The organism is Salmonella sp. NW884, from assembly GCF_051700745.1.
In the GTDB taxonomy this organism is placed as follows: domain Bacteria; phylum Pseudomonadota; class Gammaproteobacteria; order Enterobacterales; family Enterobacteriaceae; genus Salmonella; species Salmonella enterica.
This window is the reverse complement of sequence record NZ_JAMMDE010000003.1, coordinates 231,712-255,767: the sequence shown is the minus strand read 5'-3', so window position 1 is coordinate 255,767 and position 24,056 is coordinate 231,712. Positions and strand designations below refer to the sequence as shown.

General features: G+C 53.0%; 24 protein-coding genes and 1 other annotated feature. Of the genes, 10 read left to right on the top strand and 14 right to left on the bottom strand.

Annotation, left to right across the window (positions count from 1 at the left end; all coding sequences use genetic code 11):
- Positions 1-35 precede the first annotated feature (35 nt).
- Positions 36-1,340, bottom strand: coding sequence for an inosine/guanosine kinase (gsk, locus tag NA197_RS09180; protein WP_438796683.1), 1,305 nt, complete (start codon positions 1,338-1,340; stop codon positions 36-38).
- A gap of 152 nt (positions 1,341-1,492) precedes the next feature.
- Here gsk and aes point away from each other — a divergent pair, with 152 nt between their 5' ends.
- Complete coding sequence (gene aes / locus NA197_RS09175; protein ID WP_064043168.1) at positions 1,493-2,464, top strand: acetyl esterase; 972 nt, start codon at positions 1,493-1,495, stop codon at positions 2,462-2,464.
- Here the strand turns inward: aes and hemH are convergent.
- The 10 genes from hemH to NA197_RS09125 form a co-directional block, all read right to left on the bottom strand.
- Complete coding sequence (gene hemH, locus NA197_RS09170; RefSeq protein ID WP_001250078.1) at positions 2,461-3,423, bottom strand: ferrochelatase; 963 nt, start codon at positions 3,421-3,423, stop codon at positions 2,461-2,463. The genes aes and hemH overlap by 4 nt on opposite strands.
- Positions 3,424-3,650: 227 nt before the next feature.
- Entirely contained in the window at positions 3,651-4,295 is a 645-nt protein-coding gene (adk, locus tag NA197_RS09165; RefSeq protein WP_001220237.1) for an adenylate kinase, read from the bottom strand.
- Positions 4,296-4,465: 170 nt separating this feature from the next.
- A complete protein-coding gene (locus tag NA197_RS09160) occupies positions 4,466-4,621 on the bottom strand; it encodes a hypothetical protein (RefSeq protein WP_179110468.1) in 156 nt (51 codons plus the stop codon).
- Positions 4,618-4,755: a hypothetical protein gene (locus NA197_RS09155; RefSeq protein WP_162803764.1), complete on the bottom strand. Its 138-nt coding sequence runs from the start codon at positions 4,753-4,755 to the stop codon at positions 4,618-4,620. Before NA197_RS09155 ends, NA197_RS09160 begins: the two co-directional genes overlap by 4 nt.
- 126 nt (positions 4,756-4,881) lie before the next feature.
- Positions 4,882-6,756: a molecular chaperone HtpG gene (htpG, locus tag NA197_RS09150; RefSeq protein WP_001523272.1), complete on the bottom strand. Its 1,875-nt coding sequence runs from the start codon at positions 6,754-6,756 to the stop codon at positions 4,882-4,884.
- 110 nt (positions 6,757-6,866) lie between these two features.
- Entirely contained in the window at positions 6,867-7,472 is a 606-nt protein-coding gene (recR, locus tag NA197_RS09145; protein ID WP_001195023.1) for a recombination mediator RecR, read from the bottom strand.
- The gene (locus NA197_RS09140) at positions 7,472-7,801 is read right to left on the bottom strand and encodes a YbaB/EbfC family nucleoid-associated protein (RefSeq protein WP_000467098.1); all 330 of its coding nucleotides are present in this window, start codon (positions 7,799-7,801) and stop codon (positions 7,472-7,474) included. Before NA197_RS09140 ends, recR begins: the two co-directional genes overlap by 1 nt.
- Positions 7,802-7,846: 45 nt before the next feature.
- Positions 7,847-9,775 carry a DNA polymerase III subunit gamma/tau gene (gene dnaX, locus NA197_RS09135; protein ID WP_000121967.1) on the bottom strand — a complete coding sequence of 643 codons (1,929 nt, stop codon included), beginning with the start codon at positions 9,773-9,775 and terminating at the stop codon, positions 7,847-7,849.
- Positions 8,450-8,514 (bottom strand) — a sequence feature (DnaX frameshifting element). It overlaps the preceding gene by 65 nt.
- 113 nt (positions 9,776-9,888) lie before the next feature.
- Entirely contained in the window at positions 9,889-10,440 is a 552-nt protein-coding gene (gene apt, locus NA197_RS09130; protein ID WP_000127350.1) for an adenine phosphoribosyltransferase, read from the bottom strand.
- A 152-nt stretch (positions 10,441-10,592) separates the two neighbouring features.
- Positions 10,593-10,970, bottom strand: coding sequence for a DUF454 family protein (locus NA197_RS09125; RefSeq protein ID WP_001189857.1), 378 nt, complete (start codon positions 10,968-10,970; stop codon positions 10,593-10,595).
- Between the two features lie 68 nt (positions 10,971-11,038).
- On the opposite strand from NA197_RS09125, the gene priC reads away from it, so the two are divergent.
- From priC to NA197_RS09110, 3 genes are all read left to right on the top strand, one after another.
- The gene (priC, locus tag NA197_RS09120) at positions 11,039-11,566 is read left to right on the top strand and encodes a primosomal replication protein N'' (RefSeq protein WP_001519637.1); all 528 of its coding nucleotides are present in this window, start codon (positions 11,039-11,041) and stop codon (positions 11,564-11,566) included.
- A gap of 13 nt (positions 11,567-11,579) precedes the next feature.
- Complete coding sequence (gene rsmS / locus NA197_RS09115) at positions 11,580-11,747, top strand: pleiotropic regulatory protein RsmS (protein WP_000051161.1); 168 nt, start codon at positions 11,580-11,582, stop codon at positions 11,745-11,747.
- A 69-nt stretch (positions 11,748-11,816) separates the two neighbouring features.
- Positions 11,817-12,740: an Rpn family recombination-promoting nuclease/putative transposase gene (locus tag NA197_RS09110; RefSeq protein ID WP_000440515.1), complete on the top strand. Its 924-nt coding sequence runs from the start codon at positions 11,817-11,819 to the stop codon at positions 12,738-12,740.
- Positions 12,741-12,781: 41 nt separating this feature from the next.
- Here NA197_RS09110 and mscK read toward each other — a convergent pair whose 3' ends face one another.
- Both mscK and acrR read right to left on the bottom strand, forming a co-directional pair.
- The gene (mscK, locus tag NA197_RS09105) at positions 12,782-16,144 is read right to left on the bottom strand and encodes a mechanosensitive channel MscK (RefSeq protein ID WP_000178244.1); all 3,363 of its coding nucleotides are present in this window, start codon (positions 16,142-16,144) and stop codon (positions 12,782-12,784) included.
- Between the two features lie 118 nt (positions 16,145-16,262).
- Positions 16,263-16,916: a multidrug efflux transporter transcriptional repressor AcrR gene (acrR, locus tag NA197_RS09100; RefSeq protein WP_000101755.1), complete on the bottom strand. Its 654-nt coding sequence runs from the start codon at positions 16,914-16,916 to the stop codon at positions 16,263-16,265.
- A 141-nt stretch (positions 16,917-17,057) separates the two neighbouring features.
- Here acrR and acrA point away from each other — a divergent pair, with 141 nt between their 5' ends.
- The 6 genes from acrA (at position 17,058) to NA197_RS09070 (ending at position 23,855) form a co-directional block, all read left to right on the top strand.
- Positions 17,058-18,251 (top strand): multidrug efflux RND transporter periplasmic adaptor subunit AcrA, encoded by a 1,194-nt coding sequence (acrA, locus tag NA197_RS09095; protein ID WP_023214889.1) that lies wholly within the window; start codon positions 17,058-17,060, stop codon positions 18,249-18,251.
- Positions 18,252-18,273: 22 nt separating this feature from the next.
- Positions 18,274-21,423: an efflux RND transporter permease AcrB gene (gene acrB, locus NA197_RS09090; protein WP_001132508.1), complete on the top strand. Its 3,150-nt coding sequence runs from the start codon at positions 18,274-18,276 to the stop codon at positions 21,421-21,423.
- A gap of 495 nt (positions 21,424-21,918) precedes the next feature.
- The gene (tomB, locus tag NA197_RS09085) at positions 21,919-22,293 is read left to right on the top strand and encodes an Hha toxicity modulator TomB (RefSeq protein WP_000344807.1); all 375 of its coding nucleotides are present in this window, start codon (positions 21,919-21,921) and stop codon (positions 22,291-22,293) included.
- Positions 22,294-22,320: 27 nt separating this feature from the next.
- Complete coding sequence (locus NA197_RS09080) at positions 22,321-22,539, top strand: HHA domain-containing protein (RefSeq protein ID WP_001280991.1); 219 nt, start codon at positions 22,321-22,323, stop codon at positions 22,537-22,539.
- Positions 22,540-22,717: 178 nt separating this feature from the next.
- A complete protein-coding gene (gene maa / locus NA197_RS09075; protein ID WP_001278793.1) occupies positions 22,718-23,269 on the top strand; it encodes a maltose O-acetyltransferase in 552 nt (183 codons plus the stop codon).
- Positions 23,270-23,384: 115 nt separating this feature from the next.
- On the top strand, positions 23,385-23,855 hold the full coding sequence (locus NA197_RS09070) for a YlaC family protein (protein ID WP_000136181.1): 471 nt from the start codon (positions 23,385-23,387) through the stop codon (positions 23,853-23,855).
- A 55-nt stretch (positions 23,856-23,910) separates the two neighbouring features.
- Here the strand turns inward: NA197_RS09070 and ykgO are convergent, their stop codons facing one another.
- Positions 23,911-24,051 (bottom strand): type B 50S ribosomal protein L36, encoded by a 141-nt coding sequence (gene ykgO / locus NA197_RS09065; RefSeq protein ID WP_001197749.1) that lies wholly within the window; start codon positions 24,049-24,051, stop codon positions 23,911-23,913.
- Positions 24,052-24,056: the final 5 nt, after the last annotated feature.

The window sequence follows — 24,056 nt, the reverse complement described above, 5'->3', positions numbered from 1 at the left end:
GGCCCGATGCGCGCAGCGCCATCGGGCAAGCCAGATTAGCGATCCCAGTACGACTCTTCCAGGCTGTCCTCACGTTCCGGCAGCCCGCGTGTCAGACGCGGAGAATGCTGGTTCAGTACCTGATAACTGACACGGTTAGCATATTTACACACCTGCGCCAGCGACGAATAGGTCAGCCAGGTGAATTTGTGCTTACTGGAGTTCGGTACGTTGCTACGATGGTAACTGTTCGCCGTAATATCGTGCAGCAGCGCCGCCAGCGCGCCATCGCCCGCGCCGTTGGTGTTCATGATTTTTTCCGGCCCGCCCATATACGGCGCAATATGCGAATAAACGCGCAGCGGATTAATACAATCTTTATGGCGCATTGCCCGGCTAAATTCATACTGGTTAAATTCAGCAATAGCCCCCGGCAGCAGCGGATGCTGGGTTTTACGTTTTGCTTCCTCTTCGGTGAAGCCTGCCATATATAACCCTATCGGCCCGGCGGTGCATAACACCAGATCGACCCAGTCCAGCGCCTTATCCGCCGCCAGCAGCGGGTCGTTTTCGCCGGTCAGCGCTTCCGCTTCTTCTTCATTCATTGCCAGAATCGAGACATTCTCTTTGAGAAACGCCTGCCACCACTGCGGATTATCGGCGATCACAAATTTGGTGCCCAGCGTCATGACAACCGGCACGTTATGCTTTTTCGCGTATTCGATCGCTTTCATCGTCGCGTCAGGCATCGGTTCGCCAGGCTTACAGCGCACCAGATATGAGGTCAACACCAGCGCGGAAGCGCCAGCGATCACCGCTTCCGGAATACTTTCCGCCCGTAGCTGATTCATATGGCCGGGGCTGATAGCGAAGGTACGCTCGCCGGATTCGCCAATCAGCGTGAAACAGCGGCCAATCGGGCCATCTACCGCTTGCAGATAATTCAGGTCGGTACGACTGGAAGTATTACACAGGTAGCGATAAGCGTAGCTGCCAATCTCAATGTTGCTGCACGTCACGCCCAGTAACACCGAACGGTCATCCGCCAGTACCGAGTAATTGTGCATCGTATTGCCTATGGTGCCGCCAGCAAACTGATGGGTGATCAGATTTTCCCGCGTCAGTTCCTGATACAGCTTCTCCGCCACCTCGTCTTCTATCACCAGAGAATGCCCGGCGCTTAATCCATAGCGTGTAATAAAATCGTCATCCACTTTCGCCTCAATATCCACCAACGTCTGGTCGATACCGACGACCCAGGAGGCGTTGGTTTCCTGTTCTGGCTGAATTTGTTGCAACAACGGGTCACGCGCATTGACGGGAAAATAGTGTTTGGATTTACGTTTACCGGGAAATTTCATGATTGTGCTTACGGATGAATAACGGAGCGCTGCATGGTAGCACATTCCCCCCGCTGCGCGCGACGGACGATGGCGTTTCAATATCGGACGACGAGATCGCAGTTTCTCCAGCCGCGTTTTTTACAATGGTTCACTTTCACAAGGAGCGTTTTATGAAGCCGGAAAATAAAATTCCCGTACTCATCCGACTGTCTGACGAAATGACAGCCGTCGTAAACTTCCAGCAACCAGGCCTTCCCCCCTGGCCTGCCGATGGCGATATTGAGACCCAGCGTCAGTATTATCTTCTTGAGCGCCGTTTCTGGAATGCCGACGCGCCGTCCATGACCACCCGCACCTGCGCCGTCCCTACGCCTTATGGCGATGTAACAACCCGGCTCTACTCGCCGCAGCCGACCAGTCAGGCCACCTTATACTATCTGCACGGCGGCGGATTTATCCTCGGTAACCTGGATACGCATGACCGGATAATGCGTCTGCTGGCGCGTTATACCGGCTGCACCGTGATCGGTATTGATTATTCGCTGTCGCCGCAAGCGCGTTATCCGCAGGCCATTGAAGAAACCGTCGCGGTATGCAGCTACTTCTCTCAACATGCCGATGAATACTCGCTCAACGTGGAGAAAATCGGTTTCGCCGGGGATTCCGCAGGCGCCATGCTGGCGCTTGCCAGCGCGCTCTGGCTACGTGATAAGCACATTCGCTGCGGTAACGTTATCGCGATTCTGTTGTGGTATGGGCTGTATGGGTTGCAGGACTCGGTAAGCCGCCGTCTGTTCGGCGGCGCGTGGGACGGCCTGACGCGTGAAGATCTGGACATGTACGAAAAGGCCTATCTGCGTAACGATGAAGATCGGGAATCGCCCTGGTATTGTCTGTTTAATAACGATCTCACGCGCGATGTGCCGCCCTGCTTTATTGCCAGCGCGGAGTTTGATCCGCTCATTGATGACAGCCGCTTGCTGCACCAGACATTACAGGCGCACCAGCAGCCCTGCGAATACAAAATGTATCCCGGCACGCTGCACGCCTTCCTGCACTATTCGCGAATGATGACAATCGCCGACGATGCCTTGCAGGACGGCGCGCGATTCTTTATGGCGAGGATGAAGACACCGCGTTAACGGTACGGCGCCGTGAGTTTCAGCATCATATCAATATGTTCCGGCGTCGCGTTCAGCGCCGGAATGTACGCATATTTTTTACCGCCCGCTTCAAGGAAAATCTCGCGGTTCTGTTCCGCTATCTCTTCCAGCGTCTCCAGACAATCCGCGGCAAACCCCGGACACATGACCTGAATATGGCCAGTCCCCTTTTCACCCAACATTTTTAGCGTTTCATCGGTGTACGGCGTCAGCCACGGTTCACGGCCAAAGCGCGACTGGAACGTCATCATTACCTTTTCCGGCGGCAGTCCCAATGCGGAAACCAGTTCGCGCGTGGTATCGCGACAGCGCTGCGGGTAGTCATCGCCTTCATCCGCATAACGTTGTGGAATGCCGTGATAGGAGAGCAGAAGCACATCCGGCTCGCCGTGTCTGGCGAACGACTCACGCGCGCTTTTCGCCAGCGCATCGATATAAGCGCCGTCATCCGCGTAATCGCGAATAAATGAGATACCGGGAATACGGCGTTTACGCGCCAGTATCCGCCCCAGTTCGTCCCAGACTGCGCCCACCGTTGAGCAAGAGTATTGCGGGTACAACGGCAGCACGACGATATGGTCGACGTCGCTTGCTAACAGTTCATCGACAGCGCTTTCCAGCGAGGGCGAGCCGTAGCTCATCCCCAGCGCGACGGGCGTGTCTGGCAACCGCGCGGCCAGCGCCTGTTGCTGTTCGCGGCTATATACCATGAGCGGCGAACCGCCATCCATCCAGATAGATTGATAGAGTTTCGCGACGCGCGGCGAACGCAGCGGTAAAATAACGCCACGCAGCAGCGGCCACCACAGCAGACGAGGAGTATCCACCACGCGTCTGTCGCTTAAAAATTGTTTCAGGTAGCGCTTTACCGCTTCGGGAGTTGGGGCATCTGGCGTGCCAAGGTTAGCCAGCAGGATACCGGTTTTCGTCTGACGCATTGCCGCCTCTTATCTATTCAAATTGTTGATAATTGTAGCGGAAAAGCGATAAAGAAGAACTAATTGCTGCGAGAGGTAAGACGAGAATTTGCCGAATGGCGCTAACGATACCAGCAGGCCGGATAAGGCGTTCAGGCCGCCATCCGGCACCGATTGCCTATGGCGTTACGCTTATCAGACCTGTGGGATAACAGCAGGCCTGATAAGCGGTTCACTACGCGAAAAAATTAACCGAGGATTTTTTCCAGCGCTGCGCGCACGTCGGCAACGGCCTGCGTACCGTCAACTTTAGCGTATTTGGTGTTGCCCGCTTCCGCTTCTTTCTGGTAGTAGCCAATCAGCGGCGCGGTCATCTGATGATATTCCACCAGACGTTTGCGAACGGTCTCTTCCTGATCGTCTTTACGGGTCGTCAGATCTTCACCGGTGACGTCATCTTTGCCTTCTACTTTCGGCGGATTAAACTTAACGTGGTAAACGCGGCCAGAGGCGGCGTGTACGCGACGACCCACAATACGGTCAACGATCAGTTCGTCCGGTACGTCGAATTCCAGCACGTAATCCACCACAATACCCGCTTCTTTCATCGCGTCAGCCTGCGGGATCGTGCGCGGGAAACCGTCCAGCAGAAAACCGTTACGGCAGTCTTCCTGGGCGATACGCTCTTTAACCAGCGCAATCACCAGTTCATCGGTCACCAGTTTACCGGCGTCCATGATATCTTTCGCCTGTTTGCCCAACTCGGAGCCTGATTTCACTGCGGCGCGCAGCATATCGCCAGTGGAGATTTGCGGAATACCATATTTCTCCATGATGAACTGAGCCTGAGTTCCTTTACCCGCGCCCGGAGCGCCAAGCAGAATAATACGCATTACGAAAATCCCCTCAAAGGTTGTCGATATTTTTTAAAAAGCGCTAAACGATACCACCATCACGCATTTCGCTCAAGGAAGCCGCCTGATGCTGAAACGGTTAACGAAGAGAAATCCAGAAAAGAGAAGGCATTATAAAAAATGCCGGATGGCGCTGGCGCTTATCCGGCCTACAAACAGTACTCGCCGTAGGCCGGATAAGACGCTTCGCGTCGCCATCCGGCAGTCACAAAACAGTACCCGCCGTAGGCCGGATAAGGCGCTTCGCGTCGCCATCCGGCAGTCACAAAACAGTACCCGTCCGTAGGCCGGATAAGACGTTTCACGTCGCCATCCGGCAGTCACAAAACAGTACCCGCCCGTAGGTCGGATAAGATGCTTCGCGTCGCCATCCGGCAGTCACAAAACAGTACCCGCCGTAGGCCGGATAAGACGCTTCGCGTCGCCATCCGGCAGTCACAAAACAGTACCCGCCCGTAGGCCGGATAAGACGCTTCGCGTCGCCATCCGGCAGTCACAAAACAGTACCCGTCCGTAGGCCGGATAAGATGCTTCGCGTCGCTATCCGGCAATCAGATGAGCGTTATCAGGACACCAGCAACTGGTTCATACGGCGGATAAACTGGTTCGGATCTTCCAGCGTACCGCGTTCAGCGAACAGCGCCTGATCCAGCAGCAGCTCGACCCACTCTTTAAACTGCGCTTCATCCTCGGTATCGGCAGTGCGTTTGACCAGCACATGATCCGGGTTGAGCTCAAAGATGTATTTCACTTCCGGCACGGACTGACCGGCCGCGGCGAACAGTTTCGCCATCTGGGTGCTCATTTCATCCGCATCGGTGGTGACAATCGCCGGCGTGTCGGTTAAACGGTGTGTCAGACGCACCTCTTTCACGCGATCGCCCAGCAGGGTTTTGACACGCTCCACGAACGGCTCAAGCGCCTTTTCCGCTTCTTTCGCGTTTTCGTCGACTTCATCCGCCAGTTTTTCGATGGACTCATCGGCTTTAGCGACCGACTGGAATGCTTTACCGTCAAACTCGGTCAGGTAGTTCATCATCCACTCGTCGATGCGATCGGAGAGCAGCAGCACTTCGATGCCTTTCTTACGCAGCAGTTCCAGGTGCGGGCTGTTTTTCGCCGCCGCATAGCTGTCTGCGGTGATGTAGTAGATTTTTTCCTGCCCTTCTTTCATCCGGGAGACGTAATCTTCCAGCGACACGGTCTGGGCGGAAGAGTCCGTATGGGTGGAGGCAAAGCGCAACAGTTTAGCGATCGCTTCCTGGTTGGCGTGATCTTCCGCCGGGCCTTCTTTCAACACCAGACCGAACTGTTTCCAGAAGGTTTGGTATTTTTCCGCGTCGTCTTTCGCCAGTTTTTCCAGCATTTGCAGAACGCGTTTGGTCAGGGCGCTGCGCAGATTACGCGTTACCGTGCTGTCCTGCAGGATTTCACGGGAGACGTTCAACGGCAGGTCATTAGAATCAATCAGGCCGCGCACGAAACGCAGATAGTTCGGCATGAACTGCTCGGCATCGTCCATAATGAACACGCGCTGTACGTACAGCTTCAAACCATGTTTGTGATCGCGGTTCCACAGATCCCACGGCGCCTGCGACGGGATATACAGCAGGCTGGTGTACTCCTGCTTACCTTCCACACGGTTGTGGCTCCAGGTCAGCGGATCGGTGAAATCATGCGCGATGTGCTTGTAAAACTCGTTGTACTCGTCGTCTTTAATTTCCGACTTGTTGCGGGTCCACAGCGCCTGGGCCTTGTTAATTTTCTCCCAGGAAATCACGGTTTCGCCGTCTTTTTCTTCCCGTTTTTCAATCTCTACCGGCAATGCGATGTGATCGGAATATTTACTGATAATCGAGCGTACGCGCCAGTCATCGAGGAATTCATCTTCGCCTTCACGCAGGTGTAAGGTGATTTCCGTACCACGGTCATTTTTGGTGATATCGGCAACGGTATATTCGCCTTCGCCTGCCGATTCCCAGAACACGCCATTTTCCGGCTTGTCGCCTGCCGCACGGGTACGTACGGTCACTTTATCGGCCACAATAAACGCGGAGTAGAAGCCTACGCCAAACTGACCGATGAGCTGGCTATCTTTCGCCTGATCGGACCCCATTGATTCGAGGAAAGATTTGGTGCCGGACTTGGCAATGGTGCCTAAGTGGTCAATCACCTCATCACGATTCATCCCCACGCCGTTATCGGCAATGGTCAACGTACGCTTATCTTTATCGAAAGAGACGCGCACACGCAGCTCGCCATCTCCTTCATACAGGTCCGGGTTTGACAGAGCGCGGAAGCGCAGCTTGTCCGCCGCATCTGAGGCGTTAGAGATGAGTTCACGCAGGAAGATTTCTTTATTGGAATAAAGAGAATGGATCATCAGGTGCAGAAGCTGTTTAACTTCTGACTGAAAACCACGCGTTTCTTGTCCTTTCATGTGGATAGACCTCAACAATGCCATTTTTAATGGTAAAAATACGTTGAGGGTGAGATGGGGACAAGCGGGTGTGATTTCAAGCGGAGGCCGCGAATGCCGCCTCCGTTTGTTCAGAAAATAATCTTATGGCGTCCCGCCAGCGAGTGGGACAGCGTCGTACCGTCGACCATCTCCAGTTCGCCGCCAACCGGCACGCCGTGGGCGATACGACTGGCTTCGACGCCGGCCTCCGCGCACAGCTCGGCAATATAGTTCGCGGTAGCCTCCCCTTCAACCGTCGGGTTGGTCGCGAGGATCAGCTCACTAATTTTTTCTGACGCCAGCCGCTGTTCCAGACGATCGAGACCGATATCATCCGGCCCGATGCCGTCCAGCGGCGACAGGTGGCCCATCAGCACGAAGTACCGCCCGGAAAATTGCCCGGTCTGCTCAATGGCGTAGATATCCGCAGGACTCTCCACCACGCAAATCTGGCCGTTTTCCTGACGCCGCGGGTTCGAACAGATATTACAAACATCCTGCTCGGTAAAGGTGCGGCAGTCGGCGCAGTGGCCGATTTCCGACATCGCCCGGGTCAGCGCCTGCGCCAGGCGCATTCCGCCGCTGCGATCGCGCTGCAACAGGGTAAACGCCATCCGCTGCGCCGACTTAGGGCCAACGCCCGGAAGGCAGCGCAACGCTTCCATAAGCTGAGTTAACAGCGGACTGGTTTGCATCAGAATGGCATCTTAAAGCCTGGCGGCAGTTGCATACCGGAAGAGACGGAGGCCATCTTCTCTTTTTGCGTCTCTTCAATGCGGCGCGCCGCATCGTTGAAGGCCGCAGCGACCAGATCTTCCAGCATCTCTTTGTCATCTTCCAGCAGGCTTGGGTCAATTTCCACGCGGCGGCAGTTATGCGCACCGTTGATGGTAACCTTCACCAGACCCGCGCCGGATTCGCCGGTCACTTCCAGCTGCGCAATCTCTTCCTGCATTTTCTGCATTTTTTCCTGCATCTGCTGGGCCTGCTTCATCAGATTGCCCAGACCGCCTTTTCCAAACATAAGCTCTCTCTCTTGATGGTTCACAATCGCAAGCCAGGCTTACGATCAAATGGGGCGGATACTCTCTTCATCCAGCTCGGCGTCGAAGAATCGACGCAGCGTCTGAATGTTATTATCCGCAATAATTGACTCACGCGCTTGCGCGAGTTTCTCTTCATAAATGGCCTGACGCCATTCCAGCGGCGTACGCACCGCGGGATTATCATCTTCAACGATGGTCAGTTCAACCGTCGTTCCCGTCAGATCGCTGAGCGCTTGCGCCAGCTTTTGCTGCGCGCCGCTGGAATTGAGGTGCCGCTGCGTCGAGCGCAGATGCAGACAAACCGCGTTGCCGTTCTGCTCCTTCCAGGCATTGAGCGCCACCTGCTCCACCAGCTTAGGCAAAGAAAGCTGACTTACCTGCGCCGCCCACGGATCGCGCTCAATCGCTTCCGCCGCCAGTTTAGCCGCCAGCTCCGGCGTTTTTTCATGCTCCAGAGCTTTCTTAAGCGCTTTTGGCGTAGCCACCACTTCTTTGGTTTGCACTACCGGCGTGGTGGCCTTCCAGCGATAAGCCTCTTTCTTTACTGGCGCCGTTTCCAGCGCAGACGGCGCCGGACGCGCCTGTACGCGCTCCGAAACCGAGGCCAGCCGCTCCAGCGCAGAGTTATTCACCGGCCGCGCGCGGGATGCGGCTGCCGGTTCACTCTTTTTTGTTTTGGTTACTCCCTGCGCGCGCTGTAGCTGATTGCGCGCCGCCAGCACCTGACTGGTAGACGCCGGCAGCGGCGCTGGCGATGTCTGCGGCGCGGGCGCCGACGGCTGCTGCACCTGCGGCGGCGTCATTACCGCCGTTGGGGCCACGGGCGCAAAAGACTGCCGCGGCGTTTCAGGCTCCGGCAAGGGCATACGCGGGTGAAACGCCAGCGCACGCAGTAACGTCATTTCAACGCCCATCCGCCGGTCCGGCGCCCAGGGCAATTCTTTGCGACCAATCAACAACGTCTGATAATAGAGCTGAAGATCGCCGGGAGGCACCGTCCGGGCAAGTTCGCGCATCCGTTGCTCGATAGCCGCCATATCGCTGCCTAACGCGGCAGGCGAAAGTTGCACCATCGCAATACGGTGCAGCAGGCTAAGCATTTCGACCAGCAGCGCTTCCCATTCAATACCGCGCGCCGCCGCCTCGTTGATAAGCGACATGACGCGTTCGCCGTTAGCGTCAACCACCGCCTCGACTAATGACAAAGCCTGGTCGTCGTCCAGCGTACCGAGCATGGCGCTTACCGCCTGCGTCGAAACCTGCCCGTCGCCGCTGGCGATCGCCTGGTCAGTCAGACTTAATGCATCGCGCAGGCTGCCGTCAGCCGCACGCGATAACAACTGCAACGCGCGGGGTTCGTGAGCGATATGTTCCTCATTGAGAATATGCTCAAGCTGATGGCGAATCTGTTCAACATCCAGCGCTTTGAGATGAAACTGTAGGCAGCGCGACAAAATGGTCACCGGCAGCTTCTGCGGATCGGTGGTCGCCAGTAAAAATTTCACATGCGCTGGCGGTTCTTCAAGCGTTTTAAGTAGCGCATTAAAGCTGTGGCGCGACAGCATGTGGACTTCATCGATCAGATAGACTTTAAAGCGACCGCGCGCAGGCGCGTACTGGACGTTATCCAGCAGGTCGCGGGTGTCTTCGACTTTGGTACGCGAAGCGGCGTCAATCTCAATGAGATCGACAAAACGCCCCTGCTCAATTTCCCGACAGTTATCGCAAACGCCGCACGGCGTCGCGGTAATACCGGTTTCGCAGTTCAGCCCCTTCGCCAGCAGTCGGGCGATAGAGGTTTTACCGACGCCGCGCGTGCCGGAAAAAAGATATGCGTGATGAATGCGCCCTAACGACAAGCCGTTCGCCAGTGCGGTCAGCACATGTTCCTGGCCGACGACGTCAGCAAAGGTTTGTGGGCGCCATTTTCTGGCTAAGACCTGATAACTCATTGGCAGGCTCTGAAACGCTGGAAGGTGGATTCATAGAAGGGTAATGCTAACACAACCTCGCCGATACAGCGAGGTTGTCTCTCTGGCTAAAATAGCAGTGCGGATAGCCTGAATCAATGCCCTGGAAACGGCACCAGGCTATAACAGGTAATTCCTTGCTTTTCCAGACGCTGCTCGCCGCCCAGATCGAACAAATTGATGATGAACGCCGCATCGGTGACTTTCCCGCCCAGACGACGGATCAACTTCACGGTCGCCTCAATGGTGCCGCCAGTCGCCAGCAGATCGTCCACGACCAGCACGTTGTCGCCAGGTTTAATCGCGTCGACATGGATTTCCAGCTGATCGGTGCCGTACTCTAATTCATAGGTCTCGGCAATAGTTTCACGCGGTAATTTGCGCGGTTTACGTACCGGAACAAAACCAACGCCCAGCCCAAGCGCAACCGGCGCGCCAAACAGGAAGCCACGCGCTTCGGTGCCGACCACTTTGGTGATACCCGCATTTTTATAACGCTCAACCAACAGTTCAATACTGAGCGCGTAGGCTTTCGGGTCTTCCAGTAAGCTGGTGACATCACGGAAAAGAATGCCCGGTTTCGGGTAATCCTGAATGCTTTTGATGCTGTTTTTGAGAAACTCAAGCTGCTGTGCAGTCGCGGTCATGGATATATGCCTGCTAAGTACGGTGTTACTCACGGCGCAATACTTTTCGGTCAGGGGTAACGCTCGGTTACTCTTTGACCGCCTGCGCCTGTGCTCGAAAACGGTCGAATTTACTGGCTGTGAACGACAATTGCAACAGCGATTCGTGTGCTTCAGCGCTTTTGTTGCTTTTCATCAATCACCGGTATCCGCCACATAAAAATCAGCAGACAGGCCAAAATAACCAACAGCAGCGCCCGCACCCACATCATATTCACCAGCCACAGCGAGATACCAAAGGTCAGCAATATCAACGCGATCGCTCGCGGTTTCGCTCCCGGCGGCATGGCCCGATAGCGCTGCCAGTGGCGCAGATAACCGCCAAACCATGAGCGGTATAACAACCAGGCATGGAAACGCGGCGACGAGCGGGCGAAACACCAGGCCGCCAGTAAAATGAACGGCGTAGTCGGCAACAGGGGCAAAACCACGCCCAAGGTCCCTAATACTACCGCCAGCCAGCCAATGATGATTAAAATAGTACGTTGCATAATGCGAATCGTTATCAAACAGAAGGCTACTGTAGCACAGCCTGTCTTATTTTCATCGGGGTGTTGAATTGAAAACCGCTATGCTGTTACAGACGCTGGAAGAGAGGCTGGCGACGCTACGCCAACGCTGCGCGCCGCTGGCGCAACATGCGACGTTAAGCGCGCGCTTTGACCGACACCTTTTCCGTACCCGCAGTACTCTGTTGCAGGGGTATCTGGAAGAGGCTGACGCCAATCTCGCCGCGTTGCGTCAGGCGGTAAAACATGAGCAACTGCCGCAAGTCGCCTGGCTGGCGGAACATCTGGCTTCGCAACTGGAGGCGATATCGCGTGAAACCGCCGCCTGGTCGCTGCGCCAATGGGACACCGCCGCGCCAGGGCTTGGCCGTTGGCAGCGCAGACGAATACAGCATCAGGAGTTTGAACGTCGACTACTGGCGATGACACAGGAGCGCAAAATTCGTCTGGCGCAGGCGACCGGCCTTGTCGAGCAACAAACGCTGCAAAAGGAAGTCGAGATCTATGAAGGACGGCTGGCGCGTTGCCGACATGCGCTGGAGAAAATAGAAAACGTCCTGGCGCGTTTAACCCGTTAACCCTGGAGAAAGTATGTCGCTTGAAAATGCCCCTGATGAAGTCAAACTGGCCGTGGATTTAATTGTTCTGCTTGAAGAGAATCGCTTACCGGCACGAACGGTGCTACGCGCGCTGGAAATAGTTATGCGTGATTATGAAAACAAGTTAAAAAGTACGGAAGACGACTCGCAAACAGAGTAATTGCCCTCTGGTTTGTCCTCGTTGTCGCTGACAAAGTGGTCGCTACAGTCAGGCAACAAAGGACGGGGCATGGAACGTCTACCCACCACGCCGCACGATGCGGTATTCCGACAGATGCTGATGCAAAAAGAGGTCGCCCGCGACTTTCTGGCTATCCACTTGCCAGAAGACTTTCTTGCAATCTGCGATCTGGATTCACTGAAGCTGGAGTCAGGGAGTTTTGTTGAAGACAATTTACGCAGCCGCTATTCAGATATTCTCTACTCTCTGCATACCCAACACGGCCCCGGGTATGTTTACGCGCTCATTGAACATCAGAGCAAATCAGACCGGCTGATGGCTTTTCGCCTGATGCGTTACGCCATTGCCGCCATGCAGCGTCATCTGGATGCCGGCCATGATACCTTGCCGCTGGTGGTGCCAATCCTCTTTTATCACGGTCCGGAAAGCCCGTGGCCCTATAGCCTTAACTGGCATAATATGTTTGTGAAACCGGATATGGCGAAGGCCTTATACAGTCATGAATTTGCGCTGGTCGACCTAACGATAATGCCGGATAATCAGCTTTTGCAGCATCGGCGGATAGCGATGTTAGAGCTCCTGCAAAAACATATTCGTCAACGCGATTTAAGCGAACTGCTCGACCCCCTTATCACGCTTTTAACGCAGGATCATTTGACGGACGCGCAGCTCAGTGTGTTGATCAACTATATGTTGAAAGCAGGAAACGCCGCAGAACCCGGGGCGCTAATTCGTCAACTGGCGCAGGGCGCGCCGCAGTATAAGGAACAACTGATGACAATAGCGGAATGGCTGGAAGAAAAAGGCCGAACGGAAGGGTTGCGAAAAGGGCTTGAGCAAGGGTTAGCACAAGGCCGTGAGGCCGAAGCGCGCGCTATTGCCCGCAAAATGCTTGCCAACGGGCTGGAACCCGGGCTCATCGCCAGCGTCACCGGCATTACGCCGGAAGAGCTTTCTACGCTTTCGCATTAGCGGCGCCGCGCGCACTCATAAAGCGCGCGGCCCACCGCCTTTTAGCTTGCCGCCGGCGCCAGATCGCCGCCGTTGAGATCGCGCTTCACTTCAGTGACTTCATCGCCCTTCGCGTTATGCAGATGCACCTCAAGCTGGTTAAAGGCGATATTGATATCATTTTCACGGCACAGTCGATCGATCGCGCGGTTCAGTTCATCCACCGTATGGCTACGATCGCGCAATTCACGCACATACAGACGCAGTTCATGATCCAGAGTGCTGGCGCCAAAGGTGGTGAAGAATACGGCAGGTTCCGGATCGTGCATCACCTTCGGATGCTCCATCGCCGCCTGTAGCAGGACTCTTTTCACTTTCTCCAGATCCGAGCCATAGGCCACGCCAAGCCGGATCACCAGACGTGTCGTGGTATCGGAGAGGGACCAGTTAATCAGCCGCTCCGTTACGAACGCTTTGTTCGGAATGATCACTTCTTTACGATCAAAATCGGTAATAGTGGTGGCGCGAATACGAATCTTACTGACCGTGCCGGAGTAGGTGCCGATCGTTACCGTATCGCCAATGCGTACCGGACGTTCGAAGAGGATGATTAAACCCGAGACAAAGTTACCGAAGATCTCCTGTAGCCCAAAACCGAGACCTACCGACAACGCCGCCGCCAGCCACTGGAGTTTATCCCACGAGACGCCGAGCGATCCGAATACTGTCATCGCGCCAACAGCGATAATGACGTAGTTAAGGATCGTGGTGATCGCATACGAAGCCCCCTGGCGCATATTCAGGCGTGAAAGCACCAGCACTTCCAGCAGGCCGGGTAAGTTGCGGATGAGCGCCCAGGCCACCATCGCGGCAATAATGGCAAATAGCAAGCTGCCCATCGTCACGCTTTTCACCACCGCAGCGCCAGCTTCGGAGCCGTTGTAGTGCCACAGCGTGATGCTATCAAGATAGCTGAATACGGTGATCAAATCGGACCAAATCGCCCAGAACATAACGCCAAACAGGGCAAGCATTAGCAGCATCGTGATACGTAATGTTTGCTGGTTAATTTGCTCCAACGCGATGGTGGGTTCTTCCTGTGGCTCCGCCCCTTCCGCTCCCTCTTTTACCAGGTTCTGACGACGAGCCAGCGCGCGTCGCCAGGCAATCCGGCGCGCCGCTACACTTAACCCGCGCAGCACCGTTTGATAAAGCAGGTTCCAGATAATGACCAGATAGACGGTTTCAATCCAGCGCCCCGCCAGGCGCAGGGTGGTATAGAAATAGCCGGTCGCCGTTAATACCATTAACGCCACTGGAATAATGGAAAGAATCGTCACGGTCACCAGTCGAATGCCGTGAGATTCTTTATCGCGCCAGCTTTCCCGGCACAGTGGCCACACCAGCAATGTTATGACTAGCAGATTGAGGAAAATAACCGCCTGCCCCAGCACGTCATCCATCAGATTCAGCGGCGACAACTCCGCCACCACAGACCAAAAGTGCAGCGGCAGCAATGCGAGGCTAATGCGTACAATCTGGCGACGCCAGTGGCTGGTCAACTGCGCCGGCATACCAAAATGGCGTATCGCCACGCCTTCTTTTTCCAGCACCTTCCAGCACAGCCCAAAGACCAGCCAGAACATCGCGAGCTTTTTACTAAAGGCCCAGAGCAGATCGCTGATATTTAGCTGCATGGTCAGCAGGATCAATCCAATCGCGAGGATAATCAGGCACACCGGCAGCGCGCGGATCAGATCGATCAGAATAGCTTTTGGCGTATTGAGCTGACTATCGTTACGCAGCGATCCCACGGCGGCGGCCAGCTTCTGTTGATACGCTTTTAACCATTTCAGACGCCAGCGGATTAAACCGGCGATGAGCAAGAGCGGCAACCCGGCCAAAAAAGCAATAAATACCGCGGGCCAGGCTTTTTGCCAGTTCACCGTGATTTTCATGGCGCTGAATTGCTCTTTTAACGTTTGGGGGAACGCTTTAAGCCAGTCCCAGTCCATAGGGCGGTTACTGTTCACCCAAAAAATCTGCTGCGTCAGAATGGCTTTCAGATTTTTCGAGACGCTCATCAGCTGCTGCTGGTTAACTTGCAGGTTAATCGCCATCATCAGCTGGTTACCCAACTGTTTATTTAGCTGATCCAATAGCTCACGGCGCATCTCCACCACCTGAAGCAACGCATCATGAACTTCATCATTCACCTCGCTGGTATGCCCCTCCTCCAGCTTGTCGACAAAGGCATCGCTTTGGAATAAGGCATCACGCTGCTGGTTGATTTCAAACTGCTCCAGACGCAAATCCGCAATGCGGTTGGTCATATCTTCGAGTTCGTCGGCGGAGGGCAGAGTTTGCTGCTGTTGATAAAGAATACGCGACAGCAACAGGCTGCCTTTTAAGACGGCAATCTGTTCTTTGATATTTCTTTCCGACTGCAGCGCGCGATCGAGCCAGTTTTTTACTTTAATGTTTTGCTGCATCAACATATTGCCGTTTTCGGTCGCGACAATCAGACGCTGGCTGAGTTGATGGTTAATATCCAGTTCCTGTTTTACCAGCGGGTTTGCCTGGATACGCGCCGTTTCGTCCGGCGAAATGGCCTCCTGGGCCGTTTTTTCCGTTAGCGTAAGTCGTTTACTGTTGACCGCCTCCTGTAAAAGTTGAAGCTGATGTTCAAGGCGATTACTGTTGGCCGTCACGTAATCTCGCTGTTTTTGCAGGGTGTCCTGCAAAACGGTATTTCCTTCAAGACTCTTACGTTGCTGGTCGATCTGCGCATTAAGCAGCGCCTGTTGTGCCTGTAATAACACCTGTTGGCTGGGGCGAAGCGCGGCTTCGCCGACGTTATTGCCGTCCAGACGGTTACGGATTTGCTGTATTTGCTGTGAGGCGGTATACATGGCGTTTTGCACGCGCTCAGGCTGGGTCTGTAGCGAAACAAGCTGGCTGTTATAAGCGGCAAGATCGTTTTGCGAATTTTGCAAATCATCCAGTACCTGCGCCACACGCAGCTCAAGCTGACGTAGCGAAAGCGCACTCAGCGTTTTTCGCATTTCATCATCATTATCGACATCGCTCAGCGCATTCAACGCAGCCGTCGCCTGGCGCATTTTTTCAGGCGCCTGCGCCACCTTCTGCCGTAGCTGTACGGTTTCCTCTTTTACCCGCTCGATTTTCTCCAGCGTAGCTAACGTATCAATAAGGTCCTGCTGGACAAGCTTATCCTGGGCGGAGAGATCTTTTTGCTTATTCAGCGTATCCAACTGGTTTTGCACATCCGCTTTTGACGGCAGGTCGCCATTCGTTTGCCCCCGGGCAAACGCCAGAGACTGACAGGACAGCAGGATAATAAGGACGCTAATTGTAATAAAAACAAAATGCTGTGAACGTTTATAAAGCTGCAACATAGTCATGAGAATGAAGTGTCTGAACCGGCAAGCAGACCGGAAATAATTGAGTCGCAAGAATATCACGCCTGTAACAAACAGAATAGCGACACAGAAAATGTCCAGGAGTTTTCCTGGAATATTATCAGGGGGAGCCGTTGACCGTCGACGCGCGCAGCGTCGGACACAATTGATACATCTCCAGCAGGATCGTGACGTAGGCGCGAGCTTCTTTTTTTAAATCAAACGATTGCGGAGCAAATAACCAGTTTTCCATGAGCCCTGAAATAAAGCTGCGCATCAGTATCGCCGCACGACGGGTCAGCAGATTTTCAGGCAGCATTTTAGCATTAATACAATGTTTTAACGTTTGTTCAATCCGATCGTAACTTTCCAGACAAAGGCTACGTTGCGCCTGTTGAACCACAACCATTTCTCCGACAAACTCACATTTATGGAATATAATCTCCATCAATAAGCGGCGTCGTTCTTCTGTTACAGTAGCTTCAAGAATATGAACTAAAATTTCTCTTAATACAGATAGTGGATCGTCGGGGAATTTTGCCTGATACTCAATCTCAAGCTCACCAATATTGGACTCTGATAGCTCCCAGATCTCACTGAATAAATCCGACTTATTTTTGAAATGCCAATAGATTGCGCCGCGCGTCACGCCAGCAGCGTTCGCAATCTCCGCCAGCGAGGTTGCTGATACGCCTTGCTGCGAGAACAAACGCAGGGCCACATCCAGGATGTGTTGTCGTGTCTCCAGCGCTTGTTGTTTGGTTTTTCGTGCCATATGTCGGTGAATTTACAGGCGTTAGATTTACATACATTTATGGATGTATGTACCATAGCACGACGATAATATAAACGCAGCAATGGGTTTAAGGACCTTTGACCATTGACCAATTTGAAATCGGACACTCGAGGTTTACATATGAACAAAAACAGAGGGTTAACGCCTCTGGCGGTCGTTCTGATGCTCTCAGGCAGCTTAGCGCTAACAGGATGTGACGACAAACAGAACCAGCAAGGCGGCCAGCAGATGCCAGAAGTTGGGGTTGTCACACTAAAAACGGAACCACTGCAAATCACAACTGAACTTCCGGGTCGTACCGTTGCTTACCGTATCGCCGAAGTTCGCCCACAGGTAAGCGGCATTATCCTGAAGCGTAATTTCGTTGAGGGAAGTGATATCGAAGCGGGAGTCTCTCTCTATCAGATTGATCCTGCGACCTACCAGGCGACTTACGACAGCGCTAAGGGCGATTTGGCAAAAGCGCAGGCCGCCGCGAATATCGCTGAACTGACGGTGAAGCGTTATCAAAAGCTGCTGGGTACGCAGTACATCAGTAAGCAGGAATACGATCAGGCGCTGGCTGACGCGCAACAAGCGACTGCCGCCGTTGTCGCAGCAAAAGCCGCCGTTGAAACCGCACGTATCAACCTGGCGTATACCAAAGTCACCTCACCGATTAGCGGTCGTATTGGTAAGTCATCCGTAACGGAAGGCGCGCTGGTACAGAACGGTCAGGCGTCGGCGCTGGCGACAGTGCAGCAGTTGGACCCTATTTATGTCGATGTGACCCAGTCCAGCAATGATTTCCTGCGCCTGAAGCAGGAGCTGGCAAATGGTTCGCTGAAGCAGGAAAACGGCAAAGCGAAGGTCGATCTGGTGACCAGCGACGGTATCAAATTCCCGCAATCCGGTACGCTTGAATTCTCCGACGTTACCGTTGACCAAACCACCGGATCTATTACTTTGCGCGCCATCTTCCCTAACCCGGATCACACCTTATTGCCAGGAATGTTCGTTCGCGCACGTCTGCAGGAAGGGACAAAACCGACGGCATTACTGGTTCCACAACAGGGCGTTACCCGTACTCCACGCGGCGATGCCACGGTGCTGGTGGTTGGCGCTGATAACAAAGTGGAAACCCGCCAAATCGTCGCAAGCCAGGCGATCGGCGATAAGTGGCTGGTGACTGACGGGTTGAAAGCGGGCGACCGCGTAGTCGTCAGCGGGCTGCAAAAAGTACGTCCTGGCGCACAGGTTAAAGTGCAGGAAATTACCGCGGATAACAAACAGCAAGCCGCAAGCGGTGATCAACCTGCTCAGCCCAGGTCTTAACTTAAACAGGAGCCGTTAAGACATGCCTAATTTCTTTATCGATCGCCCTATATTTGCGTGGGTGATCGCCATCATCATCATGTTGGCAGGGGGGCTCGCGATCCTCAAATTGCCGGTAGCGCAATATCCGACGATTGCGCCACCAGCAGTGACGATCTCCGCAACCTACCCTGGCGCTGATGCGAAAACGGTACAGGATACCGTCACGCAGGTTATCGAACAGAATATGAACGGTATCGATAACCTGATGTATATGTCCTCCAACAGTGACTCCACGGGGACCGTGCAGATCACGCTGACCTTTGAATCCGGCACCGATGCGGACATCGCGCAGGTTCAGGTTCAGAACAAGTTGCAACTGGCAATGCCGTTACTTCCCCAGGAAGTACAGCAACAGGGCGTGAGCGTTGAGAAGTCCTCAAGTAGCTTCCTGATGGTAGTGGGCGTCATTAACACCGACGGCACCATGACCCAGGAGGATATTTCGGATTACGTTGCCGCCAATATGAAAGATCCGATCAGCCGTACCTCTGGGGTGGGCGACGTCCAGCTGTTTGGTTCGCAGTATGCGATGCGTATCTGGATGAATCCGACAGAGCTGACCAAATACCAACTGACGCCGGTCGACGTGATTAACGCGATCAAAGCGCAGAACGCCCAGGTCGCGGCAGGTCAGCTCGGTGGTACGCCGCCGGTAAAAGGCCAGCAGCTTAACGCATCGATTATTGCCCAAACGCGTCTGACCTCAACGGATGAGTTTGGCAAAATCCTGCTGAAGGTGAATCAGGATGGCTCTCAGGTTCGTCTGCGGGATGTAGCGAAAATTGAGCTTGGCGGCGAGAACTACGACGTCATCGCGAAATTTAACGGTCAGCCAGCGTCAGGTCTTGGCATCAAACTGGCTACCGGCGCCAACGCGCTGGATACCGCTACCGCTATTCGCGCCGAACTGAAAAAAATGGAACCGTTCTTCCCGCCAGGGATGAAAATCGTCTACCCGTATGACACCACGCCGTTCGTGAAGATCTCTATTCATGAAGTGGTAAAAACGCTGGTCGAAGCGATTATCCTCGTGTTCCTGGTGATGTACCTGTTCCTGCAGAACTTCCGCGCGACGTTGATTCCGACTATTGCGGTTCCGGTGGTGTTGTTGGGAACCTTTGCCGTGCTTGCGGCATTCGGTTTCTCGATAAACACGCTGACGATGTTCGGGATGGTGCTCGCCATCGGCTTGCTGGTGGATGACGCCATCGTGGTGGTCGAGAACGTCGAACGTGTTATGACGGAAGAAGGCCTTCCGCCGAAGGAAGCGACGCGCAAATCCATGGGCCAGATTCAGGGCGCATTGGTGGGTATCGCGATGGTACTGTCGGCGGTATTTATTCCGATGGCCTTCTTTGGCGGCTCAACCGGGGCAATTTATCGTCAGTTCTCTATCACCATCGTATCGGCGATGGCGCTGTCGGTGTTGGTCGCGCTGATCCTGACGCCCGCGCTGTGCGCGACGATGCTCAAACCTGTCGCCAAAGGCGATCATGGCGAAGGGAAAAAAGGCTTTTTCGGCTGGTTTAACCGCCTGTTTGATAAGAGCACGCATCACTACACCGATAGCGTAGGCAATATTCTGCGCAGCACCGGGCGTTATCTGCTGCTCTATCTCATTATCGTCGTCGGTATGGCTTATCTGTTCGTTCGTCTGCCAAGCTCTTTCTTGCCGGATGAAGACCAGGGCGTATTCCTGACAATGGTCCAGCTCCCCGCCGGCGCGACGCAAGAGCGCACGCAAAAAGTGCTGGATGAGGTCACGGATTACTATCTGAACAAAGAGAAAGCCAACGTTGAATCGGTATTCGCCGTCAACGGCTTCGGTTTTGCAGGGCGCGGTCAGAATACCGGTATTGCATTCGTGTCGTTGAAAGACTGGGCCGATCGTCCAGGCGAAAAAAACAAGGTTGAAGCGATTACCCAGCGGGCAACCGCAGCGTTTTCACAAATTAAAGATGCGATGGTCTTCGCCTTTAACCTACCGGCGATTGTTGAACTGGGCACCGCAACCGGGTTTGACTTCGAGTTGATTGACCAGGCGGGACTTGGTCATGAAAAACTCACCCAGGCGCGTAATCAGTTGTTCGGCGAGGTGGCGAAATATCCTGATCTGCTGGTCGGCGTTCGACCTAACGGTCTGGAAGATACGCCGCAGTTTAAAATCGATATCGACCAGGAAAAAGCTCAGGCGCTGGGCGTGTCTATTAGCGACATTAATACCACGCTGGGCGCAGCATGGGGCGGCAGCTATGTAAACGACTTTATCGATCGCGGTCGTGTGAAGAAAGTTTACGTGATGTCCGAAGCGAAATACCGCATGTTGCCGGATGATATTAACGACTGGTACGTTCGTGGTAGCGATGGTCAGATGGTGCCGTTCTCCGCATTCTCCTCTTCCCGCTGGGAATATGGTTCGCCACGTCTGGAACGCTATAACGGTCTGCCTTCGATGGAAATTCTGGGTCAGGCGGCGCCAGGCAAGAGTACCGGTGAAGCGATGGCGATGATGGAAGAACTGGCCAGCAAGCTGCCGTCAGGCATTGGGTATGACTGGACCGGGATGTCCTACCAGGAACGGTTGTCCGGCAACCAGGCCCCTGCCCTGTATGCTATCTCGCTGATCGTCGTCTTCCTGTGTCTGGCGGCATTGTATGAGAGCTGGTCTATCCCGTTCTCCGTAATGCTGGTTGTTCCGCTTGGGGTTATCGGCGCGCTGCTGGCTGCGACCTTCCGCGGACTGACTAACGACGTTTACTTCCAGGTGGGCCTGCTCACAACCATTGGGTTGTCGGCGAAGAACGCGATACTTATCGTCGAATTCGCCAAAGACTTAATGGATAAAGAAGGGAAAGGTCTGGTAGAAGCGACGCTGGAGGCCGTCCGGATGCGTTTGCGTCCGATTCTGATGACCTCGTTAGCGTTCATGCTGGGGGTTATGCCGCTGGTTATCAGTTCCGGCGCGGGTTCCGGCGCGCAGAATGCGGTAGGTACTGGCGTACTGGGCGGGATGGTAACGGCAACCGTACTGGCTATTTTCTTCGTACCGGTCTTCTTCGTGGTGGTACGCCGCCGCTTTAGCCGTAAAAGCGAAGATATTGAGCATAGTCATTCGACAGAACATCGCTGATTTGCTCACTGTTGATAAGGCCGCGCAAGCGGCCTTTTTTACGCAAAAATCATAAAATACGCTTATTGTTAGATTGATTATTTCTTGCCATATTAATAAAAGGTATAATCCTTACTGCGTTAAAGGCTTTTCTTAGGAAAGTTGGCCATTTCTTAATTCAGCCATTAATTAAGAAATATTAAGAATATTCCTGGCTATTTTCTCCTGTCAGAGTCTATTGTTTTAGCCTGAAAAGCTAAAAAACGTTAACCCAATGATTACACAAACAATAAAACTGGTTCCTTTTTAGGCGACCGACGTTCACTGTTAAAATTCGAAAAAGTATGGCGACACACGGCTTTCACGCAATTGTAATTTTTAGTAATATGACGATGAAAAGTTTTTTAGAGTAGATTATAGTTAAATCATAAGGTGACGTGGGAAGTACCAGGTTAGTTAGTTGTATCCATCCCGAAGGTGTTCGGTTAGTTTAAGCCACTAAAAAGGGGATGCATTATGGACGAATACTCACCCAAAAGACATGATATAGCACAGCTTAAATTTCTTTGCGAAACCCTGTATCATGACTGTCTTGCAAACCTTGAAGAAAGCAACCATGGCTGGGTTAATGACCCGACCTCAGCAGTCAACCTGCAGCTCAATGAGCTGATAGAGCATATTGCAACTTTCGCGCTTAATTATAAAATTAAGTACAATGAAGACAATAAATTGATTGCGCAGATAGATGAATACCTGGACGACACCTTTATGTTGTTCAGCAGCTATGGTATTAATACGCAGGATTTGCAAAAATGGCGTAAATCGGGCAACCGCCTGTTCCGTTGTTTCGTCAACGCCACCAGGGCCAATCCTGTTAGTTTGTCTTGTTAAAAATTATTACAATCATAGGTAGAATTTATGTCTGATAAACCATTAACTAAAACTGATTATTTGATGCGTTTACGGCGCTGTCAGACAATTGACACTCTGGAGCGCGTCATTGAGAAAAATAAATATGAATTATCCGACAATGAGCTGGCTGTATTTTACTCAGCTGCGGATCACCGTCTTGCAGAATTGACGATGAACAAACTCTACGACAAGATCCCCTCTTCAGTATGGAAATTCATTCGTTAATCACGCAACATTACTTTTTAGAGAACACACAGGTGTTATCTGCCTCCTCGTTCAGGCTAATAACACAACGGGCTATTATAGAACAGTGATATAGATCACATACCAATAGCAGGGAACGTTCCCTCTAATACTTTATTATTGCTTCTATTGCGATAATATCCACCAAGGGGAGCGCGCGATGAGTGACGAAAAACAAAAAATGATCGCTGGGGCACTGTATTGCCCGACCGATGAAACTTTATGCCAGGATCGACTGCGGGCGCGTCAACTCATCCATCAATACAATTATACTACGCCTGATGAAATAAATAAGCGTCAGGCGATTTTACGCGACCTGTTGGGTCGATGCGAAGACGCCTATATTGAACCTTCCTTCCGTTGCGACTACGGCTATAATATTTTTCTTGGTCACTCCTTTTACGCTAACTTCGACTGCGTCATGCTTGATGTTTGCCCAATTCATATTGGCGATAATTGTATGCTCGCGCCAGGGGTACATATCTATACCGCCACGCACCCGCTGGACGCCGTCGAACGCAACAGCGGCAGAGAATTAGGTAAACCCGTCACTATCGGAAATAACGTCTGGATAGGCGGACGAGCCGTCGTTAATCCTGGCGTAACCATCGGCGATAACGTCGTCGTCGCTTCAGGCGCTGTGGTGACAAAAAACGTACCGCCAGACGTCGTGGTAGGCGGAAATCCGGCGCGAATCATTAAAAAATTGTAGTCAAAATGATAATTGTTATGCTAATTCGTGGTTAATCTGTTACTTTTTTCACGTTACACCTCCCTTTAAAATGGGCTGTTATTACCCTATGTCGCAGAAATCATGAAGGCAAAAGATGACAGAGATACAGCGCCTGCTTAGCGAAACTATTGATGACTTAAACATCCGTGAAAAACGCGATAACAGGCCGCGTTTTAGTATCAGTTTTATCCGCAAGCATCCTGGGTTATTTATCGCGATGTATGCAGCCTGGTTTGCGACGCTGGCGGTCATGCTGCAATCAGAAACGCTGGTGGGGTCAGTGTGGCTGTTAGTGGTGTTATTTATCGCATTTAATGGCTTCTTCTTTTTCGACATCGCCCCGCGTTATCACTATAACGACATCGATGTGCTGGACCTCCGGGTCTGTTACAACGGCGAATGGTACAACACCCGCTTTGTTCCCCCCACGCTCATTGAGACGATTCTTCAGTCTCCACAGGTGGATAATGAACATAAAGTCCAGCTGCAAAAAATGGTTGCCCGTAAGGGCGAACTTTCCTTCTACGATATTTTTACGCTGGCCCGCGCAGAAGCCAGCCGGTAATAAAAAAGTGCGCACCCTCCCTGGTACGCACTGCTTTCCCTGAACCGTTGGTTTTTTAACGTCTTTTTTTACGCCCCTGAACCGCCTTAAAACGCGGATTTGTTTTACAAATCACGTATAAGCGTCCTTTGCGTTTGACTATCTGGCAATCCGGATGCCGTTGTTTTGCATTGCGAAGTGAGTTTAACACCTGCATTTCAT

What these genes read in the sequence shown, in the direction of transcription:
- rsmS (WP_000051161.1), top strand. Translation starts at nt 11,580, where the DNA reads ATGTCGCTTGAAAATGCCCCTGATGAAGTCAAACTGGCCGTGGATTTA.
- maa (WP_001278793.1), top strand. Translation starts at nt 22,718, where the DNA reads ATGAGTGACGAAAAACAAAAAATGATCGCTGGGGCACTGTATTGCCCG.
- NA197_RS09140 (WP_000467098.1), bottom strand. Translation starts at nt 7,801, where the DNA reads ATGTTTGGAAAAGGCGGTCTGGGCAATCTGATGAAGCAGGCCCAGCAG.
- recR (WP_001195023.1), bottom strand. Translation starts at nt 7,472, where the DNA reads ATGCAAACCAGTCCGCTGTTAACTCAGCTTATGGAAGCGTTGCGCTGC.
- gsk (WP_438796683.1), bottom strand. Translation starts at nt 1,340, where the DNA reads ATGAAATTTCCCGGTAAACGTAAATCCAAACACTATTTTCCCGTCAAT.
- ykgO (WP_001197749.1), bottom strand. Translation starts at nt 24,051, where the DNA reads ATGCAGGTGTTAAACTCACTTCGCAATGCAAAACAACGGCATCCGGAT.
- NA197_RS09125 (WP_001189857.1), bottom strand. Translation starts at nt 10,970, where the DNA reads ATGCAACGTACTATTTTAATCATCATTGGCTGGCTGGCGGTAGTATTA.
- htpG (WP_001523272.1), bottom strand. Translation starts at nt 6,756, where the DNA reads ATGAAAGGACAAGAAACGCGTGGTTTTCAGTCAGAAGTTAAACAGCTT.
- aes (WP_064043168.1), top strand. Translation starts at nt 1,493, where the DNA reads ATGAAGCCGGAAAATAAAATTCCCGTACTCATCCGACTGTCTGACGAA.
- adk (WP_001220237.1), bottom strand. Translation starts at nt 4,295, where the DNA reads ATGCGTATTATTCTGCTTGGCGCTCCGGGCGCGGGTAAAGGAACTCAG.
- apt (WP_000127350.1), bottom strand. Translation starts at nt 10,440, where the DNA reads ATGACCGCGACTGCACAGCAGCTTGAGTTTCTCAAAAACAGCATCAAA.
- acrR (WP_000101755.1), bottom strand. Translation starts at nt 16,916, where the DNA reads ATGGCACGAAAAACCAAACAACAAGCGCTGGAGACACGACAACACATC.
- NA197_RS09110 (WP_000440515.1), top strand. Translation starts at nt 11,817, where the DNA reads ATGGAACGTCTACCCACCACGCCGCACGATGCGGTATTCCGACAGATG.
- acrA (WP_023214889.1), top strand. Translation starts at nt 17,058, where the DNA reads ATGAACAAAAACAGAGGGTTAACGCCTCTGGCGGTCGTTCTGATGCTC.
- acrB (WP_001132508.1), top strand. Translation starts at nt 18,274, where the DNA reads ATGCCTAATTTCTTTATCGATCGCCCTATATTTGCGTGGGTGATCGCC.
- NA197_RS09080 (WP_001280991.1), top strand. Translation starts at nt 22,321, where the DNA reads ATGTCTGATAAACCATTAACTAAAACTGATTATTTGATGCGTTTACGG.
- mscK (WP_000178244.1), bottom strand. Translation starts at nt 16,144, where the DNA reads ATGACTATGTTGCAGCTTTATAAACGTTCACAGCATTTTGTTTTTATT.
- hemH (WP_001250078.1), bottom strand. Translation starts at nt 3,423, where the DNA reads ATGCGTCAGACGAAAACCGGTATCCTGCTGGCTAACCTTGGCACGCCA.
- dnaX (WP_000121967.1), bottom strand. Translation starts at nt 9,775, where the DNA reads ATGAGTTATCAGGTCTTAGCCAGAAAATGGCGCCCACAAACCTTTGCT.
- tomB (WP_000344807.1), top strand. Translation starts at nt 21,919, where the DNA reads ATGGACGAATACTCACCCAAAAGACATGATATAGCACAGCTTAAATTT.
- NA197_RS09070 (WP_000136181.1), top strand. Translation starts at nt 23,385, where the DNA reads ATGACAGAGATACAGCGCCTGCTTAGCGAAACTATTGATGACTTAAAC.